This window comes from Variovorax sp. Root318D1 (assembly GCF_001424835.1).
Classification (GTDB): Bacteria; Pseudomonadota; Gammaproteobacteria; order Burkholderiales; family Burkholderiaceae_C; genus Variovorax.
The window spans coordinates 280,910-303,092 of sequence record NZ_LMCQ01000012.1; the positions used below are offsets into that span (position 1 = coordinate 280,910).

At 64.4% G+C, this 22,183-nt stretch carries 17 protein-coding genes; 3 read left to right on the plus strand and 14 right to left on the minus strand.

Annotated features, from left to right (window positions below):
• Positions 1 to 8 precede the first annotated feature (8 nt).
• Both ASC78_RS11530 and ASC78_RS11535 read left to right on the plus strand, forming a co-directional pair.
• Positions 9 to 791, plus strand: a complete 783-nt coding sequence (locus ASC78_RS11530) for a UPF0149 family protein (protein WP_055802100.1) — start codon at positions 9 to 11, stop codon at positions 789 to 791.
• 46 nt (positions 792 to 837) lie between these two features.
• Positions 838 to 2,025: an MFS transporter gene (locus ASC78_RS11535; RefSeq protein WP_055800926.1), complete on the plus strand. Its 1,188-nt coding sequence runs from the start codon at positions 838 to 840 to the stop codon at positions 2,023 to 2,025.
• Here ASC78_RS11535 and ASC78_RS11540 read toward each other — a convergent pair.
• From ASC78_RS11540 to ASC78_RS11555, 4 genes are read right to left on the minus strand one after another with little or no spacing between them, the layout of a single operon-like run.
• Positions 2,015 to 2,329 (minus strand): GNAT family N-acetyltransferase, encoded by a 315-nt coding sequence (locus ASC78_RS11540; RefSeq protein ID WP_055800929.1) that lies wholly within the window; start codon positions 2,327 to 2,329, stop codon positions 2,015 to 2,017. The two genes, ASC78_RS11535 and ASC78_RS11540, sit on opposite strands and share 11 nt — an antisense overlap.
• On the minus strand, positions 2,326 to 2,820 hold the full coding sequence (locus ASC78_RS11545; protein WP_055800932.1) for a nuclear transport factor 2 family protein: 495 nt from the start codon (positions 2,818 to 2,820) through the stop codon (positions 2,326 to 2,328). Before ASC78_RS11545 ends, ASC78_RS11540 begins: the two co-directional genes overlap by 4 nt.
• 1 nt (position 2,821) lies before the next feature.
• Positions 2,822 to 3,364 carry a CinA family protein gene (locus ASC78_RS11550; RefSeq protein WP_235505059.1) on the minus strand — a complete coding sequence of 181 codons (543 nt, stop codon included), beginning with the start codon at positions 3,362 to 3,364 and terminating at the stop codon, positions 2,822 to 2,824.
• Positions 3,365 to 3,372: 8 nt separating this feature from the next.
• Entirely contained in the window at positions 3,373 to 3,900 is a 528-nt protein-coding gene (locus ASC78_RS11555) for a phosphatidylglycerophosphatase A family protein (protein WP_055800935.1), read from the minus strand.
• Between the two features lie 216 nt (positions 3,901 to 4,116).
• On the opposite strand from ASC78_RS11555, the gene ASC78_RS11560 reads away from it, so the two are divergent.
• Positions 4,117 to 4,827: a DUF3053 domain-containing protein gene (locus ASC78_RS11560; RefSeq protein ID WP_082517522.1), complete on the plus strand. Its 711-nt coding sequence runs from the start codon at positions 4,117 to 4,119 to the stop codon at positions 4,825 to 4,827.
• Here ASC78_RS11560 and thiL read toward each other — a convergent pair whose 3' ends face one another.
• The 10 genes from thiL to ASC78_RS27965 all read right to left on the minus strand — a co-directional run bounded on the left by thiL (position 4,828) and on the right by ASC78_RS27965 (position 22,043).
• Positions 4,828 to 5,787 (minus strand): thiamine-phosphate kinase, encoded by a 960-nt coding sequence (gene thiL / locus ASC78_RS11565; protein ID WP_055800941.1) that lies wholly within the window; start codon positions 5,785 to 5,787, stop codon positions 4,828 to 4,830.
• 165 nt (positions 5,788 to 5,952) lie between these two features.
• Complete coding sequence (locus ASC78_RS11570) at positions 5,953 to 6,861, minus strand: hypothetical protein (RefSeq protein WP_162246097.1); 909 nt, start codon at positions 6,859 to 6,861, stop codon at positions 5,953 to 5,955.
• 109 nt (positions 6,862 to 6,970) lie between these two features.
• The gene (locus ASC78_RS11575) at positions 6,971 to 7,336 is read right to left on the minus strand and encodes a hypothetical protein (RefSeq protein ID WP_055800946.1); all 366 of its coding nucleotides are present in this window, start codon (positions 7,334 to 7,336) and stop codon (positions 6,971 to 6,973) included.
• Positions 7,337 to 7,425: 89 nt separating this feature from the next.
• Complete coding sequence (locus ASC78_RS27435) at positions 7,426 to 8,133, minus strand: hypothetical protein (RefSeq protein WP_157634431.1); 708 nt, start codon at positions 8,131 to 8,133, stop codon at positions 7,426 to 7,428.
• A gap of 12 nt (positions 8,134 to 8,145) precedes the next feature.
• Positions 8,146 to 8,643 (minus strand): hypothetical protein, encoded by a 498-nt coding sequence (locus ASC78_RS11585; RefSeq protein ID WP_055800951.1) that lies wholly within the window; start codon positions 8,641 to 8,643, stop codon positions 8,146 to 8,148.
• Positions 8,644 to 8,804: 161 nt separating this feature from the next.
• Positions 8,805 to 9,923: a hypothetical protein gene (locus ASC78_RS11590; RefSeq protein WP_157634432.1), complete on the minus strand. Its 1,119-nt coding sequence runs from the start codon at positions 9,921 to 9,923 to the stop codon at positions 8,805 to 8,807.
• Positions 9,923 to 11,626: a ShlB/FhaC/HecB family hemolysin secretion/activation protein gene (locus ASC78_RS11595; RefSeq protein ID WP_055800955.1), complete on the minus strand. Its 1,704-nt coding sequence runs from the start codon at positions 11,624 to 11,626 to the stop codon at positions 9,923 to 9,925. The genes ASC78_RS11590 and ASC78_RS11595 overlap by 1 nt, the downstream gene beginning before the upstream one ends.
• An 827-nt stretch (positions 11,627 to 12,453) precedes the next feature.
• Entirely contained in the window at positions 12,454 to 12,912 is a 459-nt protein-coding gene (locus ASC78_RS27440; protein WP_157634433.1) for a hypothetical protein, read from the minus strand.
• Positions 12,913 to 12,925: 13 nt separating this feature from the next.
• Positions 12,926 to 17,158 carry a DUF637 domain-containing protein gene (locus ASC78_RS27960; RefSeq protein WP_235505085.1) on the minus strand — a complete coding sequence of 1,411 codons (4,233 nt, stop codon included), beginning with the start codon at positions 17,156 to 17,158 and terminating at the stop codon, positions 12,926 to 12,928.
• Positions 17,040 to 22,043: a two-partner secretion domain-containing protein gene (locus tag ASC78_RS27965; protein ID WP_235505060.1), complete on the minus strand. Its 5,004-nt coding sequence runs from the start codon at positions 22,041 to 22,043 to the stop codon at positions 17,040 to 17,042. The genes ASC78_RS27960 and ASC78_RS27965 overlap by 119 nt, the downstream gene beginning before the upstream one ends.
• Positions 22,044 to 22,183: the final 140 nt, after the last annotated feature.

The following is a 22,183-nucleotide window of genomic DNA, read 5'->3' on the forward strand; positions in this document are numbered from 1 at the left end:
TTGCCATGATGACGACCACCAACGACACCCCCCAGGCCGCAGCGCCCGCGTCCACCCCCCTCGGCCCTGACGATTTCGACGCTCTCGACCAGGCGCTCGACGCCATGCGCGAGCACGACGAGGAAATTCCCCAGTGGGAGTTCTGCGAAGGCTTCATGGCCGCGCTGATCTGCACCCGCCGCACCATCGAGCCGGCCGAATACTGGCCCGTGCTGCTGGGCGACGGCTTCGTGCCGGCCCAGCACATGGAATTCGTCTGGAACTGGAAGCGCCGCTGGCGCGAGATCGAAGAAGGCCTGGACGCCGGCGTGCAGTCGCTCGACGACGAACGCAGCTGGCAGCCCGAGGTGCTCGATACCCGTGGCGCCATTGCCTCGTTGCCCGAGGAAGAGCGCGCCGCGGTCGAGGGCGACGAAATTCCCTCCTTCGCGCAGGTCTGGGCGCTGGGCTTCATGTATGCGGTCGAAAACTGGCCCGAGGACTGGGCCACGCCGCGCGACAAGGAAGCCGCGCAGATGCTCGACGACGCACTCGACAACATCGTCGCGCTGACCGAGGACGACAAGGCCAAGCCCACGCTCTCGATGTTCAGCGACGACGGCCCGCCCAGCGTGAGCCAGCAGCGCCTGGACGATTTCGGCGCCGCCATCTGGGCCGTGTACGACCTGCGCCAGCTCTGGAAGAGCCTGGGTCCGAAGGTAGAGACCATCCGCAAGGAAGCGACCCCCGGCCGCAACGATCCCTGCCCCTGCGGCAGCGGAAAAAAATACAAGAAGTGCCACGGTGCCTGACACCGGGCCGGCCAGCGCAGCGCTGACACCGCGCGCGGCGTGGGCCATGGTGCTGGCGCTTTGCGCCGGGGTGGCGCTGAGCCAGGCCTTTCGCACCGTGGGCGCCATCATGGCGAGCCCGCTGCAGGCCGACTTCAGGCTCTCGGCCCAGGCACTCGGCATTTTCTCGGGGGCATTCCATTTCGCCTTTGGCGCGATGCAGCTCTTCATGGGCATCGGCATCGACCTGCACGGCGTGCGGCGCACGGTGCTCGTCGCCTTTCCGATCGCCATTGCGGGCGCGCTGCTGTCGGCGGTGGCGCCCAGCTACCTGGTGCTGGTGGCGGGGCAGGCGCTGATCGGCATCGGCTGCGCGCCGGCCTTCCTGGTGTGTACCGTGTTCATCGCGCGGCACTTTCCGGCGGCGCGCTTTGCCACCGTGTCGGGCCTGGTGCTGGCCATCGGCGGCGTCGGCATGCTGGTGACAGGCACGCCGCTCGCGTGGCTGGTGCAGGCGTATTCCTGGCGCGCCGGGTTCCTGGTGCTGGCCGTGGCCTCGGCGCTGGCTTGGCTCGCGATCTGGCACTGGGTGCACGAGCCCGCGTCGGCCGTGCCGAAGGTGAACGAGTCCATTCCCGAGGCGATCCGCCAATTCGGTGCGCTGCTGGCCATGCCGCACACGCTGGGCATCGTGCTGCTCGGCGCCGTGACCTATGCCGCGTTCATCTCGCTGCGCGGCCTCTGGCTCGGTCCGCTCATGATGGAGCGCCACGGCTATTCGCTGGTGCAAAGCGGCAACGTCGCGCTGGCGGTGTCGGTGATCTCGCTCTTCGGTGCGCCGCTGTTCGGGCGCCTGGACCGCGACGGTCCTGCGCGCCGCCGCTGGATCGTGGCCTGCGCACTCGGCTATGCGGGCCTGTTCGCGCTCATCGCCTTCACGCACTCGGCATGGCTGGACATCGGCGGCATGGTGCTCATCGGCATGCTCTCAGGCTTCATCGTCTGGCAATACGCCGACGTGCGCGTGGCCTACCCAGTCACGCTCACGGGCCGCGCGATGGCGGTGTTCACCATGGCGATGTTCCTCGGCGTGGCGCTCATGCAATGGGGCACCGGCGTGGCGGCCTCGGTGGCCGCGGCGCATGGCGGCGATCCGCTCACGGCCGTGCTGGCCACCATCGCCCTGCTGCTGTTGCTGGGTATCGCGGGCTTCGCGTGGCTGCCCGCGCCCAAGGCCGCAGCCCTCAGATCTTGAAGGCGCGCTGGATGTCGGGCCGCACCAGGTCGGCGTATTCGCGGTGCTTGCGGATGTAGCCTGCAATGAACTGGCACACCGGAATCACGTGCAGGCCTTTGGCGCGCGCCTCGTCGAGCACATGCCGTGCAATGCCCGAGCCCACGCCCTTGCCTTCGTGCTCGGGCAGCACCTCGGTGTGGGTGAACATGATGGCGTCGGTCAGCAGGTTGTATTCGGCGTAGGCCGCGAGCTGGCCCTCGAGCGCGGCTTCGTAGCGGTGCTGGGCTTCGTTGTTGGTGATGACGAGGTTGCTGTTGCTCATGGTTGGCGTGCGAGATAGGTGGCGAGATTGGCGGCCGCGGTGGCGCGTACCTTGTTGCGCAGCATCGGCGTCCAGCCAAGCAGAAGGCCGGGCGTTCCCAGGGCTTGGCGCGACCAGGTCCAGAAGGCAAAGCTGTCGCGCTGCGTGGCAATCAGCCCGTCGGGCGTGAAGCTGAAGCGCGAATCGATGCTGTTGTCGACCAGCCGGCCGGTGGCGCTGAAGCGGTAGTGCGCGTCCCAGTGGGCCTGGCCGCTGGTGTCGTCGGCGTGCACGTCGCGCCACGTCAGCCGCCAGACGTCGGCGCCCTTGGCCCGGGTGGCATCGCACAGCATGCGCCACATGCCGCCCACCTGGCGCCGGCCGCGCAGCGAAAATGCCTCGTCGTCGAATGCCGCATCGCTGGCATAGCAGGCCGCCATGGCGGGGCCGTCGAGCCTTGAAAAGGCTTGGTAGAAGCGCTCGATGGTCTGGGCGTTGGCTGCTGCTGTCATGTCATGGGGCCTCTTTTGTTGTGTTTGAATGCGGGCCGAGCAGGCCCACCAATGTCTGGAGCGCGTAGTGCACCGTGGCCGCGCGCACGGCGGCGCGGTCGCCCTCGAAGCGGCGGCGCTCGGTGCGAACCTGCCCGCCGACCGACCAGCCGAACCACACGGTGCCGACCGGCTTCTCGGGGCTGCCGCCGGTCGGGCCGGCCACGCCGGTCACGGCCACTGCCGCCTGGGCCGCCGATCGCGCGATGGCGCCTTCGGCCATGGCGCGCGCCACGGCTTCGCTGACCGCGCCGTGGGTGTCGATCAGCGCCGCATCGACGCCCAGCAGCTCGATCTTGGCTGCGTTGGAATAGGTGACGAAGCCGCGCTCGAACCATGCGCTGGAGCCTGCGAGATCGGTGCACGCGCCCGCAATGAGGCCGCCGGTGCAGCTTTCGGCCGTGGCCATCATCCAGCCCTTCTTCAGCAGCAGATCGGCGGTGGCCGCCACCAGCGCGGGCGTGGCCTGGTCGGCAAGAAAGTTCGACGGGGAGGACGGTTCCATGAAGTTCTTCACCATGCGCGCCAGAGCGCAATGACCAGGAGCGTGCAGAACGCTGCCACCAGGTCGTCCAGGATGATGCCGAAACCGGCGCGCCACCAGCGCACATTGGAGGCGTCGCGTTGCTTGAACAAGCCATCGGCCCAGGCCACCGGACCGGGCTTGGCCGCATCGAAGAAGCGGAACAGGCCGAACGCGATGACCTGCGCGAGCAGGCCCGCCGGCGTGACCAGCCACAGCACGATCCAGAACGCGATCACCTCGTCCCACACGATGCTGCCTGGGTCCGCCACGCCCATGTCGCGTGCCGTGACGCTGCAGGCCCACCAGCCGATGGCCAGCGAGGCCAGGATGACCCAGCCGATGGTGGCGGGCGTGAGCCATAGCTGCATCACGACGAAGGCCGCCCAGGCCCACAGCGTGCCGACGGTGCCGGGCGCGGTGCGGGGCAGCCCGGAACCAAAGCCCAGGGCGATGAAGTGGGCCGGGTGGGAGAGCAGAAAGCCGATCGTCGGACGGTGGGGCGTGGCTTGCGGCATGGCGCCTGCGGAAGAAGCAGAGGGGGCGGGAGAAGGGGGAGAAGCGGCTTGCATCAAGGTCAGAGTGTCGCGCATTCGGGCGCTGCCCCGCGCCGCGCGGTGTCGCCGAGGTGGTCAGGCGATCGCCGTAGGCGTTGCAGGCCGTCCGATGTATTCGCCGGCGCCAATGGCCGTCGTATGCTCGGCGGCTCGATTTCAAAAGAAGGGATGGTCATCATGAAAAGAACCCCAATCCGTTTCAGCGCCTTTTGGCTGTGCCTTGCGTTCAGTGTGCTGCTCGCGGCCTGCGGCAACAAGGAGGCGGAGCAGCGCACCGCCTTCATCGGCTTCCTGCAGACCCGCGTGCTCGACAAGCCGGGCCTGCGCGTGCCCACGCTCACGACCGAAGAGAAAGCCTCTTTCGGCGACTATGCGCAGCACTACGCGGTGATTGCCGATTTCAACGAAGGCATGAACAAGTCGGTCGGCCAACCGATGAGCCAGGTGATGGCCAAGGGTGCGCTCCGGTCGGTGGCCGATTTGGCATCGCGGCGCGACGACCTGAAGGCTGCCAAGGATGGCCTGGGCGGCCTGCGCACCGCGCTCGACAAGGAGCTGGCCAAGGCCGACGCCGCGCGTGCCGGCCTCAAGCAGCCGGACGACCTGAAGCAGGTCTACGGCAAGGCTTATGAAAAGACCGTCGCCACGCCGGCCGCCACCTTCAAGGAGGTGTTCCCCGCGCTCGATTCCGTGTTCGACGGCGCGCTCGCGGTGGGTGACTATCTCGAAAAGAACAAGTCGAAGATCCAGGTGTCGGGCGCATCCATGACCGTGAGCGATCCGGCCGTGCAGGCCGAGCTCAACAAGATGCTGCAGGACCTCAATGGCCACTCGAAGGCCATCAACGCCGCGCAATCAAAGATGCAGGCGATGGTCCGCGGGTCCTGATCAGCCGAAGTGGTCGAAGGAGCCGAAGCGCTGCGCCACCGGCGTGCCGCTCGCGTCCACGATGCGCAGCCCGGCATCGGCCTCGATGCGGCCGATGCGCGTGACGCGCGTGGCGCTTTCTTTGCCGGCCTGTTCGACCGCGGCCCGTGCGGAGGGTGCCGCGGTGAAGACCAGCTCGTAGTCGTCGCCGCCTGACAAAGCGCAGGTGCGCAGCACGTCGGAGCCGAGGCCGGAGGATGCTGCGGCCGACACAACCGAAACGGCTGCATCGGCATCGAGCGTGGCGCCCACGCGGCTCGAGGCGAGGATGTGGCCCAGGTCGCCGACCAGCCCGTCGCTCACGTCCACGGCCGAGGACGCTGTGCCGCGCAGCGCCAGGCCCAGCGCCACGCGCGGCGTGGGCTGTTCCATGCGTTGCCGAGCCATGGTGAACACATCGGCCGGCAGTGCGAGCGTGCCGCGAAACACTTCGAGCGCGAGCCGCGCATCGCCGAGCGTGCCGCTGACCCAGATGTCGTCGTCGACGCGCGCGCCCGATCGCAGCAGCGCCGCGCCGGTCGGCACTTCGCCGAACACCGTGATGCAGATGTTGAGTGGCCCGCGCGTGGTGTCGCCGCCCACGAGCTCGCAGCCGTGTTCGTCGGCCAGCGCAAAAAGCCCGCGCGAAAAGCCTTCGAGCCACGACTCGTCGACACCCGGCAACGCGAGTGCGAGCGTGAAGGCCAGAGGCTTGGCACCGCAAGCCGCCAGGTCGCTGAGGTTCACCGCCAGCGCCTTGTGGCCGAGCCGCGCCGCATCGACGGTCGAGAGAAAGTGCCGCCCTTCGACCAGCATGTCGGAGGACACGGCCAGCTGCATGCCGGGTGCCGGTGCCAGCAATGCGCAGTCGTCGCCGACGCCCAGCGGGGAGCGCTTGGCGGGGCGTTTGAAGTAGCGTGCGATCAGGTCGAATTCACCCATGGGGCGAGCATAAGCGCTACTACGTCCCTGGATGACCTTCGTGCTTCGCACGGCAGGTCTTCGATCCGACAACGTGCCTCAGATTCGCCCAAGTTTGAATGGAGAGTGCAGCGTGGCTCAGCGTTACTTGGCTGCAGCCTGACGGACAACTGAAGCCGGGGCACCCTATGGGGCGCTTTCATTCGATCGGCCATCGGACCCTGCGGACCGCTTCGACGTCTTCTTTGCCGAAGAACGCCGCACCTGCTCTTCGACGGGATGCAACCGCGCCCGGCCTTCCATTTGCTCCAACTGCTTCTGCCGCTCGGCGATGGCCAACCGCTGCGCATCCTCGCCGTAGCGGTAGACGCTGAACGCCTTTTGCAGCATCTTGCCGGGTGCGATATAGGTGTGCGCCGACCATTGGCGCGGCCGGCCGTCGGGCCACAGTACGCAGGTGACGCCGACGATGCCGGTCTTGTTGTTGCGGCGCAGTTTGTTGGCTCTTTGCTGCCGCATCACCGGCGGATGCTGCCGGACGATGTCATCACGCCAGGCCTGCGCCTGCGCCAACGCGTCTTGGATGCCGCCCAATTGGGCGAACGAGAACGTCTTGCCGAAGCGCTTGCGGCTGCGTTCCAGCTTGACCTGCCAGTAGGTCTTCTGGCGGACGATGCCATACATGGAAGCGTCCTTCTGGCCGTTGCCCAACCGGTTGCTCGCCGCATCTCGCTCGGCTTTGGCTGCGAAGCCCTCAACCATCAAGTTCAACTGCCGCTCGCGTTCAGCGATGGCCATCTGCCTGGCCGTCTTTGGAAAGCGCGCGATGCCGAAGTTCTCGCGCATGAGCGTGCCGTCCACCATGGGGGTCTGGGCACACCAGCAGCTGGCTTGTTTGTCCGGCCCCGCCACATAGGCGACGCCGCCGGGCTGGCCGCGGCAGATCGCGCGCTCGATGATGCGCCAGCGAGGGATCTCCGGATGTTCCCGCATGAGCTGGTCGCGCCGCGCCCGGGCCAGTGCCAAAGCCGCGGCTTCGCTGCGGAACGCCCCGAACTTGAATTGGTGGCGGTGCTCGATGCCGTTGCGTGTCAACTGCACCCACCATCCGTCGGGGGAGCGCACGAGGCAGCGAAGCGACGGCGGGTTTGCGGTTCCTCTGGGCATGGGGGGCTGCGATGGTGGATAAAGCGCGCGGAATGGCTCAGTGCTGGCGCGCGGCTCTGCTGTGATGAACGTAAAGGTAGATCAGGCCAACCGGCGCGATGAAGAGGGCGAAGGTCCAGCACAACAGCATCGTGAGTGCTTTGACGAAGAGCATGAGAATGGCGTTCACGTAGAACGTGTTCTCGCCCAACACGAAACCAACCACGCCCTCGTAGACAAAGCGCGCATAGGGGTAAAGCAGCGTGTTGACGACCAGGAAGATCACCATGCTGATCGTCATCGCGTGAGGGGAGCGGCTAGCCACGAAAAAGAAGAACGCGGCAAAGCACAGGCTGAATACGAGCTGACGGAGATAGTAGGCACGGGACAGCCCGCCGAAGGTTTTGACAAGCAATGGAGGCATGGTGTTTTGTTCAGAGAGTTTTTGGAGATGAGGCTGACAAGCTTGGGAAGCCGATCAGAAACTTGGGTTGGAGGACCGGACCATGGAGTTCAAAGCTTCATCTTTTCGGCCAGTTGCTCGATGCAGGGATCGACATACGCGGTTAGCCCGGCCTTGATGCCTTCGCCGTTGTTCCCGACAAGCTGCTCGAACTTTTGCATCGGCGGTGCCTTGAGCGGAATGCAACGTGCCTCCGCGAGCACGGCCTTGGACCGCGCGTCGATCAGCCGAGCCCATGTGATGTTCATGACAAAGAACTTCGTCGGCTCTTTCGACAAGTAGTTAAAGCCGAAGACCTGGCTTCGGACGTCGAGGATCATGTCGGCCTCCGGGGCCGCCGCGACCACGGCATCAACGGTTTGTGCAACCGGCGTGGCCGTGGCCGGGGCTTCGCTCATACGGTGGCTCATGCGCAACCGTCTCGCCAGCCCTTGGCCAACCGCAAGCGCCGGATCGACAACACCGAACTCTTTGGCCATGCGGTCGCCATCACCGTCCCGGATAGAGGCGCGCGCAACGGCGCCGATCACCCCACCGAATGCGGCAGCCGTGGCGTCTTTCCAGTCGGGAGGCACACGCGCGGTGAAACTTGGCGACTCCGGAACAGCCAATGCCAATCGGGCGCCGTTCAATGACGCAGTGCTGGCGATGGGTGCAGGCGGCGCGTTCAGATTGCTGCCACCGCAACCGGCGAGCGCGGCCACGGCAAGAAGGCAACAGGCAAAGGGTCGTTTGGGTTTAAGCATGGTTTCGAGCATCACAAGCTCTCGTCAAGGTTGATGTTGGAGATCGGCCAACGGTTCCATCAGGCTGAGGGATTCGCCTGAAGTTGCGTCTTCTTGCCGAGTTGCGTCTGGCGCGCGTCGATTGTTTCGATGGGCTGCTTCGGTGGTCGCACGCACCGCCACGCGTCGCTTCTTCACCGTGATCACCGGCGCGGGCGCAGGAGCCGGCGTTGGGTTGCCCGGTTCTAGAATGGGCTCCGGCAATCGTGCAGGGTCAGCGAGCAGGCGGTCGTCCAATGGCCGGTTCGCGCACGGCGGCGCCTTGCCCCACCGCATACGCAGCGCACTTTCGATTTTTCGGGCGTGGAGCGCTGTCACGACATCGCCGTTGACCTGTACATAGCCGCCATCCTGGGTTCTTGCGAGGGCACCGATGGCCGCGACACCGTGCTGGACGGTGCCGAGGAACGTCAAGTCGTCACGCGCATTCGCAAACATGCGCCAGTGATTGCCCAAATGAATGACGAAGGTGATTTTGGTCATGACAAGACGTGCTGGCCTTTGCTGCTCAGGTGTTCGGCGAAGAGGCGCAAGCCTGGTGGACAAGCCGTACGAATGGTTCGACGGGCAAACGCCAGCAGCGTTCTCTCTGGAGGCGATGCGATGCCGACATCTCACCGACTTCGCCTGTCATAAGCACGAAGCTACTCATGACGTGGGTTTTGTGCTGGGAGTACCAGCTCGATCGCAGCGTCTGGAGCCGTGAAGCGCGTCATCGTGCTCGGCATTTCAACGCCATCCAGAGTGCGTGCCAGAAGTAGCCAGCGACCACCCGAGTGAACCTGAACTTCCGCGCGCAGGAGCGCTCCGCTTTCGACACATTCGCGCCCTTTCCAGTCCTCCTTGCGCTCTTGAGCTTCTGCCTTGGCCAGCATTTGAGCGCGTGCACAGGTCTCCTTGGAGATGATCAGATCCGCCGTGTCCTTTAGCCTGATGCCGGCACTGGTCGCGAGCATCTTGGGCAGCTGCGCAGTTCCGATGGAGCCGGCAAAAAGGGCAACGATGACGACAGTCAAGATGACCATGAAAGAGCTGCTCGGCTTGATCTTCGACAACCCCGAGATCAGTAGGATGACAACGAAGTGCAAAGCCAGGAACGTGAAGCCGCGTTGGTCCGCGGTGAGCACGGATGCACCGCCCGTCAGCCGGATCAGAAGATCCACGGTCGGAATCAGCATCACAGAGCCCACCACGCAAAGGAAGAACACCCGTGCGTAGTTCATGCGCTCGCGTGGCGGCGTGGCCTTTGTGCGTCCCCACAGGTCGAGCCAAACAACGAGTGCCGCCAGCGCAATCGCCGCGAAGACCACGATGCCCAGCGTCCACAGCGCTCCAAGTTCATGCCAACTGAGAGCCAGGAATATTCCACCCCAGAGGAGGGCAGCAGCAATGATCTGCGCCCACGCGATATCGCTCCATCGGGGGCGAATTCCTTCGTTCATCTGGAGCATCAACAATGGCGTCCACAGCGAAGTCGCAAGGCTGACAGCCACAGCGACCGCGGTGGCGGTAACCAGGCCGGCGGCCGTCAGAAGGGCACCTATATCCGACAATGGATATGCGATATCGCTGAAATACCGCAATGTCGCCAGGAGCCCAATTGCGGCCGCAAAAAGTACAAAATTTCCTAGGGGAAGCTCAGCGATGGTCAGCCAAAGCCGTCTTGCAGGCAGCGGCCACCACGATGCAGGAGTGACTGGCGGTGAGTTGGAGTTCACCGATGGCGTATTGGGAGTATCAGAATGAGGAGAAGCGATCATCATCAAAAGCTCGCATTGAGATTGAACCCGAAGGTGGTCTTGGCCGTCCGGTACCCCTCCGGCTTGCTGATCGGCGCCCCCATGAAGAAGTCATAGCTGAGCTTGCTCCACTGGCCGCGCACGCCGAGCACCGCCCCTGCCAGGTTGCGGCCCAGCAGGTCCGCGGTCGACCGCCCACCAACATGCCCGTAGTCGGCCCCGACATAGAGCTCCGCCCCGCTCTGTCCCATGGCCCATCCGATGTCATTGCGAATCAGCCAGCCGCGCTCGCCCATCAGGCTCGTCTCGCCATCGAAGCCGCGCACCGTGTAGCGCCCGCCGATGGCGAAGCGGTCCTGCGGCGTGAGCGGCGTGCGGTTCCACTGCGCACGCACCAGGCCCGAGTAGCGCAGCTTCTCTTCGCCCAGCTTGAACGGTGCGTTCAGGCTCACCTCGGCCGTGTACAGCCGCAAGCGCGACGTGCCCTCGCCGAACTGCTCCTCCGGCGCGGCGATGGCCCCGAAGCCGCCCGTGCCGTGCTTGTAGGCCAGCGTGCCTTCCAGCGTCGCGTCGCCGATGAACTCCTTGTGGTTCAGCCCGAGCTCCCAGCCGCCCACGACGCGGTGCTGCACCTCGATCTCGGTGTCGTCCACGAAGTTGCGCGATTCCCTGCGGAAGCCCTTCAGCGCCAAGGTCGTCTTGCGGCGCTGGTCGCGGTACAGCAGGCGCGAGAGCTTGACTTCGGCGTTGTTGGTCTTGCCCGCATAGACATAGTCCTGGCTCAGACCGGCCACGCGCTGGTGGTACCGGCTGTTGGAGGCGGTGAAGCCCAGCATCCAGTAGCCGTAGGGCAGCGAGTAGTGCACCGTTTGGCCCTCGGTGCCCTTGGCGGGGTCGCTGAAGACATGGCCGTTGAGGTTGTGGTTGGCGCTGGCGTAGAACAGGTCGTTCAGCCCGAAGGGGTTGTCGATGGAGACGGTGGCGCCGGCCTGGTAGCGGCCGGTGGCCTCGGTGCCGCTGTCGTCCAGGCTCAGGGTGACACGCCATTTCTTGGATTGAACGTACTTGACCACCAGGTCGCTGTCGCCGGGCCGGGCGTTCGCGGCCGTCGAGGGTTCGATCTGAATGTCGGCCTCGGCCGTGGGCGCGCGCTTGAGGTTCTCCAGGCCCTGCTCGATGTCGCGCAGGTTCAAGAGATCGCCGGGCCGGGCGGGAATGGCGGAACCCAGCAAGGCGCCGCTGCCCAGCAGCGTGGCCGAGGAATCGGGCGTGGTGCGGATGGCGGCGATGCGCCCGGGGACCAGCGACAGGGTCAAGGTGCCGGCGGACAGGTCCTGCGGCGCGGCCAGCACGCGGGTGGTGACGAAGCCGCGCGCGATGACGGCCTGCTGGGCGCGGGCCAGGACCACGTTCACGCCTGCGGTGCCCAGGCAGCGGCCGATCGGCGAATCGTTGCCTTCGGGACCGGAAAGATCAGAGACCGCCCACTGGAACGATTCGGACTGCTCGCCGACCAAGAGCACGCGATCGATCCGAAAGCACGGGGCTTCCGAAGCCGGGATGCGCTGGGTGGGCGCGGGCGGTGCCGCCTGCAGTCGCTGGTCGACGCTGCGCTCGTTCTGCTCGCGCAGGGCGCGTTCGCGTTCCTGCTGGCGCTGTTGTTCGACGATGGGTTGTGGCGTCGTCGGCGTCTGCTGAGCCGTTGCCAACAACGGACAGGCGGCCATGGCGGCCGTTAACAGGTTGCGTTTCAAGTCAACTCCCTCTTTTCTTTTTTCTCAAGCCAGTCATCCGGCTGCATCCGAAATCGCGTTGCCGCAGATCAAGGCCTACGGAGGTTTTTTCTAGAATCTAAACGGCGGATAAGTACGAGTCACCGAAGGCAATTCCTTAGGGTCTCCGAGCAGACCGGTTGAAGAGGAAATTGATCTTTGGCGTTTTCGCTGCTAATTTTTAATGCTCCGCTAGTATTCTTCTAGTTTCAAACTCCCCACAGGAAACAGTACGTGGAACGAATTCCTGCCCGCCGTTTATCACAGCCCGACATTTCAGTACCCAGTCGCGTAACAGTTCTGGATTTGGTAATCTCGCCTTGAATGAATTTATCTTTTGTTTGCTCAATATGAAGAATTTTGTTGTTGCGACTTCCCTTGTTCTTTTTTAAGGCACCTCAAGAGTAAGACTGGAAATCCGGAAGATCATCAATGGTGAGTTGGTTGTTGAGGTCGGCTGGTACCAAGAACAACTTTCGCGGTTCTCCAAAGCAATATATGGAACCCGCATAAGTCTTAAGCATATCTGTTGCGTAACCCCCATTGGGTAAGCGGGCGATCATATATGTGTAGCCGCCACTTAAATCAGGACATTGATCTGCGATAAATTTTGATGGATTCCGGTCCAAATCGTTTGCCGTCACGCCTCGCGCAACACCACACCCATACAACAAGAATGTGGAAATCAATAAAGCGCCAAATATAGATTTCCTTTGAAGCTTAATTCTTTTTAAACTCGAGCAAAAATTGGCGACAAATCGAAGCTCGTCTTGGAAATCTGTTTATAACGACGAATTAAATGTCTTCTCGATTATTGGATGAGGGGACATCTGAAAACACAGGTGGCATGGCTTCTTTTTACCCAGCCAGTGGTGCAGCTGAATTAGGAACGATTCGATCAAATCGAATACCTTCGTACGATCAGCCTCGAAAAGCTCGTCTGCATGATCCATAACAATAATCAAGCCAGGAAGACTCGTTGACAAGGAAATCATGTCGTCGAGCAATCGGATCCAATGCTCCTCTCCGTACGGAGCATGTGACGCACCGATCGCGACAGCGACAGCATCGCAAGCAGCAAGAGGGTTCACTGCAATCGGCCTGCAATCTATATAGGCGCATCGTATCCCCGCACTGTCCAATTCGGCCTTTAAATCAACCACCTCTTCATCGACCTTGATTGCCTCGATAAAGTGAACAGCGCAGGTTGTTGATCTGATGGTATCGCTATATCCACGCATTTATTTCTCCAATTTAGCGTTTTGGCGGGCCGGCATCGAATCTGGTCCAACGCAATGGCTGGGCAGTTGTTGCTGCATAATGATCCAACGATACATAAAAGGTGTTGGGAAATTTTGGTGAATACGCGATTCGTACTGCACCCGCATCACTTAGCCCCAAGTCGAATATTTCATAAAGCGGGCCTCCGCTACGTGGCAGTTCCACCTTCGGATCATTAAAGCTTAACCATTCTCGCGTCGTCGCAGTTCCCGCCATGATTTCTTGTGTCCGGAACCACACAAGTCGCTCCGCCTCTGACCCAAAGAACCTTGCTTTAAATTCAGCGGTGGGCCCAAACGGATAGTCCGTGTCTGCGGAGTACTCGTATCCGAAACCAGGTTGCAATGGTCCGCGCGGCCCCATCTGGTTGTATTCAACAGCATTGCCGCCAGCAGCCGACGCAATATCAGCACTCGCCTGATCACCTCCTATCAACGCGCCAGCGATCCCTGCAATAAACTGCCCGAACTGAATCGTTTGCGCAGTAAGGCTCGGATCGTTAGTCGGGTTGTAAAACTGTCCCGCCAAATGGCCGACGGTCGCGCCTATGGCGCCCGCTGAACACCCGTCGCCTTCGCTCATGCCGTAGCCCGCGCCCGCCCTGGCGGCGCCTACCAGGCAGCCCGCGATAGCGTGCGCTACAGCGTTGGCGAAACCCTCTTGATTTCCGCCAATCCACTGCGCACTTCCCGACGCCGCCGTGTTCAACAGGCCGTTGAGCAAGCCGTTTTTGATCGCCTCCTCCACGCTGGTGCCGTTGATCGCCGCGCCGACGATCCCTGCGGTTGCACCATTGAGCAGGTTGCGTGCCAGAACTTGGGGCCAGGTCGCAGTGCCAGCCGCGGCGCCGGAGGCAGTCCACCCCTGTATGCCCAGGCCGATGTTCAAACCCTGCACCGCCCCCGCTGTGGCCATGGCCACCAGGATGTCCTTGATCGTGCGGCTGGAGCCCAACTCCCGCAGCGTGGCGCCGATATCGCCGTTGTTGTTGATCAGGCTCACCGCCGCGTGGCTGGCCAGAGCCGAAAACCCGGCATTGGCAGCCGCGCCCACTGCCGTGTTGCCTGCCACGCCAACAAATTCCGCGCCATAGCCCCAGGTCAGCACGGAGGCAACGATCGTGACGACAGCCGCGCCAGTCTGCGTCAAGCTGCCCTGACTTTCGGCCCACTGGCGCTGCGCGACCGGTACCCCTTCCCAATTGATCTTGCCGTCGAGTGATCGGTCGTTCTGCAACTGCCTGATCCATTCAGTCCCCGGCTGATTGCTTCCGATCACCTGTTGCAAGGCCTGCTGCAGGGTCTGCTGCGGCACATACAACGACGGTTGGCCATTCGCGTCCAAGACCGGTGTTGCGTTCTGCCCGACCTGCACATTGATGTGCCTGGCATCGACGCTCAGGTTTGGACTGTTGATCTGCGTGTAGTTGGCTGTTTCAACATGCGTGCCGGAGTCGGCACCTCGTTGATACATGACGCTGCGCTGGCCACGGGTCTGACTGACCTCGGTTCCGGTGTTGACCACACCGAAATTGAGATCGCCGTTGACGGCACTCAACGTGACGCTCTGCCCGGCATTGATGGTGGGCGCAATGAGGTTCAGGTCTCCCGTGGTCGCGGTGATGTTGACATGTTGCCCGCTCAGCGTCGCGGGAGCCAGGCTGGTTTGGTCCAGTCGGCTCGTCACATTGTTGCGGGTGTTCAAACCACTTGCCAGTGAATGCGGCACCTGGTTGGGCGCCATCGACCGGGTGCGGGTCTGATCGCCAATGCCAAAACTGCTCTGGTTCTGACCGCTCATGACCGTCACATCGCCGCCGGTCACATTCAAATCGCCGGCCGCACTGAGGTTGCTGGCATAGATGTTCACCTGCTCCTTGCCCGTCACACTCACGTTGCCGCCGGTGCTGGTGATGTTGCTGGCCCGCTCGGTGCTCGTGGCGCCGCTGTACTGGTTAGTCGAGGCGATGGACGCATTGCCCTTGCCGTCGACGCCAGGCATGGATGCCCCCGAGAACGCGGCAGCAACGCCAAGATTGACCAAGCCGCCCAATGCGCTCATCGTTCTCTTGCGGTCATGCTGCGCATCAGCCTGATCAGTATCGACCGAGGACACGATGTTGGCGTTACGCCCTGCCTTGAGGGTGATGTCACCAGGGGCGATGATGTCGCTGCCGATCACGGTCACGTCACGCTTGGCATCCAGATCGACGGTGTTGCCTGTGAGACGGCTGGCCACGGAGTGGTCGCTGGACGCATGCACATTCACCTGATTGGTGGTGCGGGTGAGCACGCCCTTGTCGGTCCAATTCACGGTGTAGTCGATCGACGTTTGCGTCCGCCCTGGCTCCACATTGATGTCTCGGCCGGCGCGAAGGCCCAGCGCCCCTTGGCCCGCGTCAACCGTGCCCTGCCGGATATTGATGTCTTGTCCGGCATCGAACAACGTCGTCCCGTTGGTCGTGATCGTGGTGCCGAGTTCCTTGGTCGTTGTCGAATGACCGTTCACCTTGTCACCAATAGCCCAGCTGGTCGAGGAGGTGGTGACAGTGCCCAGGTTGATGTCGTTTCCGGCCTTGATGGAAGTCAGGCCGCCGCCCTGGTTGGTGATGACGGCACCGACCAGGTTGACGTCATGCCCGGCGCTGGCCACCAAGGTTCCGCCCGGGTTGGTCACGTACAGGCCAGCCACCCGGTCAACGTTCTGGTTGCCAAAGGCACCCGAAGCCGTGGTCGTGCGCACGTTGATGTCCCGTCCGGCGTCCAGCGTCAGCTTGTCGCGCGCATCGATGGTTCCGCCGAGGTTGTTGATGTCGACCTGGGCCTTCAGGCCCACCTGCCCGCCGCTGATGCGGCCGCCCAGGTTGTCGATGGTGTTCGCATTGATGCTCACCAGCTGGCGTCCGGCGATGGTGCCGGTGTTGACCAGGTTATTGTCCTTGCCGTCGATGCGCACCTGGTTGCCGGCCAGGAGCGCCCCCGAACCGTCGATGTCGCCGGGCCGCACCCGCACATAGACCTGGGGCACGAGCACACGCTGCGTGCTGCCGTCGGGCAAGGTCACCGTCTGCTCGACCAGCCAGACGATGTCGCTCGTGAGCTGCGCCATCTGCGCAGCCGTCAGCGCGATGCCGGGCCGCAGGCCGTATTCCTTGGCGAAGGTCACGCCCGCGTTCATCAGCGCGATGTATTGGTCTTCGTCGTTGGCGTAGCCGTCGAGATAGCGATAACCCGTGAGCTGCGCCACCTGCTCGCGAATGAGCTTCTGTTCGTAGAACCCGTCGCCCAATCGCTTGAGCGTGTTGTTCGGATCGAGCCCGAGGCTGTTCAGCAGGTAGTCGCTGCTGAGCCAGTTGCGGTAGTTGGCAAAGCGCGGATCGGTTTCGATCAGGTAGCCGCCAGGCCCACCGTGGATGCTGAAAAGGCTGGTGGTGGGAATACCCAGGTTCGGCGTGCTGGTGCGCACCACCATCGGGATGGTCTGGCCACTGCCGTCGCTGGCGCCACCCGCAGCTCCCGCGCCTGTGCCAGTGGCACCTGCGGCACCCGTCCCGGCGGCCCCGGCCACGCCGCCGACGTTCGCGGCCACCTCGACGATAGTTCCCACTCGGGTACCACCACCCGCACCCGTCGCCCCACCGCCATTTGCACTGGCGGAGCCGGTGGCTGCAGTTCCGGCGTTGTAGCCGCTGGTGGCGTTGACATGCTGGACGTACTCGAACGCGCCGACGTCAACCGTTCCACTCGCCATGGGCCCGAGAACAATCGGCTGTAGCTGTCCCTTGTCGTTGACCACCGTCGAAAAGCTGGTCGTCTGGTAATTCCCCTTCAAGGCCTCGTTCGTGACGTTGCTCGCGGTCAGCGTGCCGCCGGCGATGATCCGGCTGTCGCGGTTGTAGACGGCCCCCACGAGCGTCATGTCGCCGCCCGAGGAGATGAGGGCCGGGTCGGCGTTGATGGCGGTATCGGCCGTGGTCGTGGCGGTGGTGGTCCAGATGCCGTAGCCGTTGCTGTACAGCAGAGCGCCTGTGGAACCGTCAGGGTTGCGCGCCCACACGAAGGGCTGGCCGGGGATGACGACGACCTGGTCAAGCGTGTAGAAGCCGCTGCCGCCGACCGGCGCGACGGCGACCGTCTGCGTGGTCGTGGTGGCCTTGGGCCCCAGCTGGATGTGCGTGTCCCAGTTGTTGATCTGCCCCATCGAGATCGACATGTTGCCCAGCGATTCGATGGTGGCGCTCAGGTTGTTGAGCGTGCCGCCCTGCGAGCGCGCCGCCGATGAACATGTCGCCGGCGCTGAAGAGCAGCGCATGTTCGCGGTTGTTGACGGTGGTCGCGCCGATGTCCAGCGTGCTGCGCGCGGCGATGGTTCCTGCCTTGGTCACGCCATTGACGGTCTCGGCGTCGTTGTTGAGCGTGCCGACGCCGATCGAGATCTGGTCGCCGTAGATGCGGCCCGTGCCGATGTTGTTCAGCGTGCCGGCATTGATCTGCGTGGCGCCTTGGCTGTCGATCAGGCCGCGGTTGGTCAGGGTGGCGGCCGCATTGACGATGGTGTCCGTGCCCGACATCTCGCCCGTGGCGGTGTTGTCGACGACGTTGCCGTTGACCGTCAGCGTGTCGCCCGCGAGCAGCTTGGCATTGTTGGTCAGCTGGCCGGTGGTGCCGTAGGTGAGATTGCCGCTCGCGCTGATGTCGCGGTTGTTGACGATGTCCTGCGTCAGCAGGATCGACATGTCTCGGCCGGCCGTGAAACTCCCGTCGTTGCTGAAGTTCGCCGCGTCGATCTGCAGGTCGTTGGTGGCAACCAGCGTCCCTGCGGTGTTGATCACGCTGAGCGTCTTGGCGCCGGGATTCGCCGCGTTCGGATCGATGATCCTGAGGCCGTCACCCGCCGAGAGCAATCCGCCCGCGGAATTGTCCACGGTGCCGCCGCTGGTCACGGTCAGGTCCTGGGCGGCGTGCACGGAGCCGCCCTGGTTCGCGAGGGTGGCCGCATGGATGACGACGTTCATCCCCTCGATGCCCTGGTCCAGGCCGCCGGTGTTGGCGTTGTCGACGGAGGCGGCGTTCAGCGTTGTCGTGTCGCTGGACCGCAGCAGGCCGCCCGTGTTCTGGACGGCGCCGGCATTGATCGTGAGCGCGCCGATTGCCTGCGTCTGGCCGCCGCTGTTGTCATAGGTTGCGCCGTTCGTGTCGATCGTGACGGCGGCCTGTCCGATGACCTGCCCGCCAGCGGTGTTCGAGAACGCCTGCGTGTGGACCGCCAGTGCATTCTTCGCGCCGATGAAACCGCCTGTGTTGTCGAGCGCTGCGGTGGTCAGGTCGAGCGTGTCGCCGCTGGCGATGCCGCCCTGGCCGTTGGCGTAGGCAGCTGCATTGGTGTTGCTCAGGCCCTGGCCGTTTGTGTTGACGGTCATCGCCCCGCCCGACTGGATCAGGCCGGCGTCGTTCAGCAGCGTTCCCGAACTGATGGCCACCGTGGTGGTTGCAGCCAGGGTGCCTTGCGTGTTGTCCAGGGTGTTGCCGTTGGTGTTCACCGACAGGCTGTTGCCGAAGACTTTGCCCGTTTGGTTGACCAGGCCGCCGTTGACCAAGGTGATCGCGCCACCGGCCTGCAGGGTGCCACCGTTGTTCGTCGTCGTGCCCGAGGTCGTGACGCTCAGGTTGCCGGTGACGGCCGCGGTGGTGCCACCGCTGTTGTCCAGGTTGGCCGCCGTGACCGTGGTGTTCCCGTTGGCGGCCAGCGTGCCGCCCAAGTTGGTGGCGGCGCCGCCGATGGTGGCGGTCAGGTCGCCGACTGCCGTCACGCTGCCGGCGTTGTTGTTCAGGCTGCCGGCCGCGACGGTGGCGTTGCCACCCGCGAGGATCTTGCCGCCGGCCGAGTTGTCAAGTGGACCGGCGACCGTAAGGCTCAGGTCGGAGGCGCCGGCCGCCTGCAGCGTTCCGCCCTGGTTGCTCATCGAGCCTGCGCTCGCGGCGATGGGGCCGTTGCTTGCAATGGTGCCGGCGTTGTTGTTCAGCAGCCCGCCCACGGCCAGCGTAGTCGTGCCGCTGCCGGCCTGCACGAGGCTGCCGCCCTGATTGCTCAGGGACGCTGCACTCAAGTCGATCTGCTGGGCGTAGGTGGTTCCGCCGTCCTGGTTGAAGGCACCCGACATGGCGACCGACAGCGCGCCGTTGGCCGTGATCTGGCCGTTGGCGCCGCTGTAGCTGCCGCCTGCGATGCTGAGCGTGCCGCTGCCGGCGTGCTCGATCTTGCCGGCGGTATTGGTGATCGATGCGGCCTGCAGGCCGAGGTTCTGTCCGTTGCTGGCGATGCGGCCCGCGCTGTTGTCCAGGGCCCCGGTCGTGGCAATGTGGGTGTCGCCCGTGCCGGTCTGGGTGATCTGGCCGTTCCGGTTGCTCAACGACCCGGTGTCGATGGTGATCTGCTGGGCGGTGGTGGTGCCGCCGTCCTGGTTGAAGTCGCCCGACATGGCGACCTTCAACGCGCCGTTGCCGGTGATGGTGCCGTTGGCGCCGCTGTAGCTGCCGCCCGCAATGGTCAGCGTGCCAGTGCCTGCGTGTTCGATCGTTCCGCCCGTGCTCGTGATCGACGCGGCCTGGAGGGTCAGGTCCTGCCCGTTGCTCGCGATGCGTCCGCCGTCGTTATTTAGCGTGCCACTGGTCGCCAGGGTGGTGGCGCCGGTGCCGGTCTGGACGATCTCGCCGCCATTGGTGTTGGCAAGGTTCGAGACGCTGATCTGCAGCTGGCCGGCATTCAGGGTGCCGGCGTTGTTCACGAGCGTCTGGCCGGGCTGTGCATTGGCCGTGACGGCGAGCGTACCGGGGGTGGCGACGGTGGCGCCGCTGGTGGTCACGTTGCCCTGGGTGGCGGTGATCGCGAGGTTGGCGGCACCGGTCTGGCTGCCGGAGAGGTCGACGAAGGCGCCTTGCAGCGTGGCGTTGCCGCCCGCGACGGTGGTGCCGGTGGCGGTCAGACCTTGGGCGGCGGTGACGGACAGGTCGCCCGTGCTTTGCAGCGACCCCTTCGTGCCCTCGAGGCTGCCGGTCTGAATCGCGAGGTTCGCGCCGCTGGCGATATGGCCATCCGTGTTCAGCAGCTGCTGGCCGATGCCGAGCTGGACGTTGCCGCCGGCCGACTCGATGGTCCCCTGGCTGTTGTTCAGGGACTGGCCCGTAAGCGTGACGGCCTGGTCGGAGGCCAGAGTGCCCGAGGTGTTCTGGATCGCGCCGGCCACATTGGCCGTGAGCGCGCCGGTCGCGGTGATCGTTCCTCGTGTGTTCTCGAGCGTGCCGCCCACGGAAAGGTTCGCGTCGGTCGCGCTGGTCAGCACGCCATCGGTGTTCACGAAGTCGCCGCTGGTGGCGATGTTCAGGCTGCCCGCGTTCAGCGTCCCTGCCGAGTTGTCGAAGGTGCCCAGGCTGCCAGTGAAAGCGCCGGAGACGTTGAGGGTGCCCCCGTGGTTGGAGAAGCTCGGCTGGTTCAGCGCCATGCTGGCGACGCTCAGCGTGCCGCCGTTGTTGATGAGGTTCGCGCTTTGCAGCGTGATCGGGCCGCCCGCGTAAATCTTGCCGCCGTCGTTCAAGATCGCCCCGGCGGCGGTGATGACGCCTGGCTCGATGGGGGGCGGTGCCGGCGCCGGTGCGCTTGTGGTGGTGGTTCCGCCGGTTGTGGCTGTGGTGCCGCCGGATGAAGTCGAGCCCGTGCCGGTGGTGCCGCCCGAGGTGGTCCCTGTAGTGGTCGTGCCGCCCGTTCCAGCGGTCGGCGCCGGTGCGGGCTCGAGACCGATCACCCCGCCGCTCGTGTTGCTCACGGTCGGCGCGGCGATGGTCAAGGCCACGCTGCCAGTCTGGCGAATGATGCCGCCCCGGTTGTCGATGTCCCCGCCGGTGCTGGCGAGCTGCACGCCCTGGGCTTCGAGCGTGCCGCCCGTGCCGTTGAACGCGTTGGTCAGGTTGCCCTGCGTCGTGACCCTGAGGTTGCTGCCGCTGCTGATGGTGCCGCTGTTCGCGAGGCTCGCGGCCGAGAGGTTTGCATCGGCGGAGGCCTGCATGGTGCCGAGGTTCTCAAGCCGTCCCGCCGAGGTCACGACGAGTTGCCCGAGGCCGGCCAGGCCTGCCACGCCCGAACTGGCCGAGGCCTGGATCGCGCCCGCATTGCGCACACCGATGCCCGCCTCGTTCGCCAGCAGATGGATGTGCCCGGAATACATGCCGCCGAGCTGCGATATGTCGATGGTGTAGCTCGGTGCGGGACCAGTGCCAGTCGTGGGCGTGACGTTCACCGCATCGGCGCTCACTACATTCGCCCCAGCCACCACCTTGAGGTCATTGGCCCAGATGCCGCCGTTGACGACCACCCCGCGCGAGATCAGCGTGAGCAGATCGGCGCGTGTCGCATCGAGTCCACTGCCGCCCACGGTGACCGTGCCGCCGCGCACGACATAGGCGTCCAGGCCGCCGAAAGCATTGAACTGCGGCGTGCCGGTCGTAAGGGTCACGCGCGATGCATTCACAAACGTGCCGCCGGAAACCGCGATACCGGCTGGATTGGCCAGGATGAACTCCGCGCGCTGGCCCGCGATCTCCACCGGGCCGTTGACGTACGACGGATTGGAGGAGCTCACCTCATTGAGGATCACTCTCGCCGGCCCGGTGGCCAGATAGGGGTTGCCATTGATCCAGCCGCCAATGCCCGACTGCACGTTGGTGCGTGAGTTGTTGACGATGACGCCCCGGCCATTAACGTCGAACTGGATGTATTGGTTTCTGGAAACACCGGCAGCCGAAGGCGTCGTGATGTTGATGACGCCGACACCGTTGGGCGCCACGAGAACCGTGGGACGCTGAGCGCCGGGGGCCATCGGGTTGGCGACGATCTGGGCATGCGCATAAGGCGCGGTCAGCAAACCCGCGAGCGCGGCGGCCATGAGCATGGGTGCAAAGGCTGCTGCGCTGGCGAGCGCGCCCGTGGTGATCTTGGTGGCCTTGGAGGAACCTTTGCCAGTGGTGGCGGCGGCCTCATGCACGACGACCCGCATCGCGCGCGCTGCGCTCCAGATCACCCGAAAAAAATTCTTATTCATCGCGTTCCTCTTCCCTGTTCGCTCATGTGACAGCAAGGCGAATTCTGGGATCGAGGGGCGAGAGGAAACGTCAACGAACTGTGGCCCGCACAGATTCAGGCCGATGACGCGGCTTATGTCACACCCTCGGCTCTGGCGAT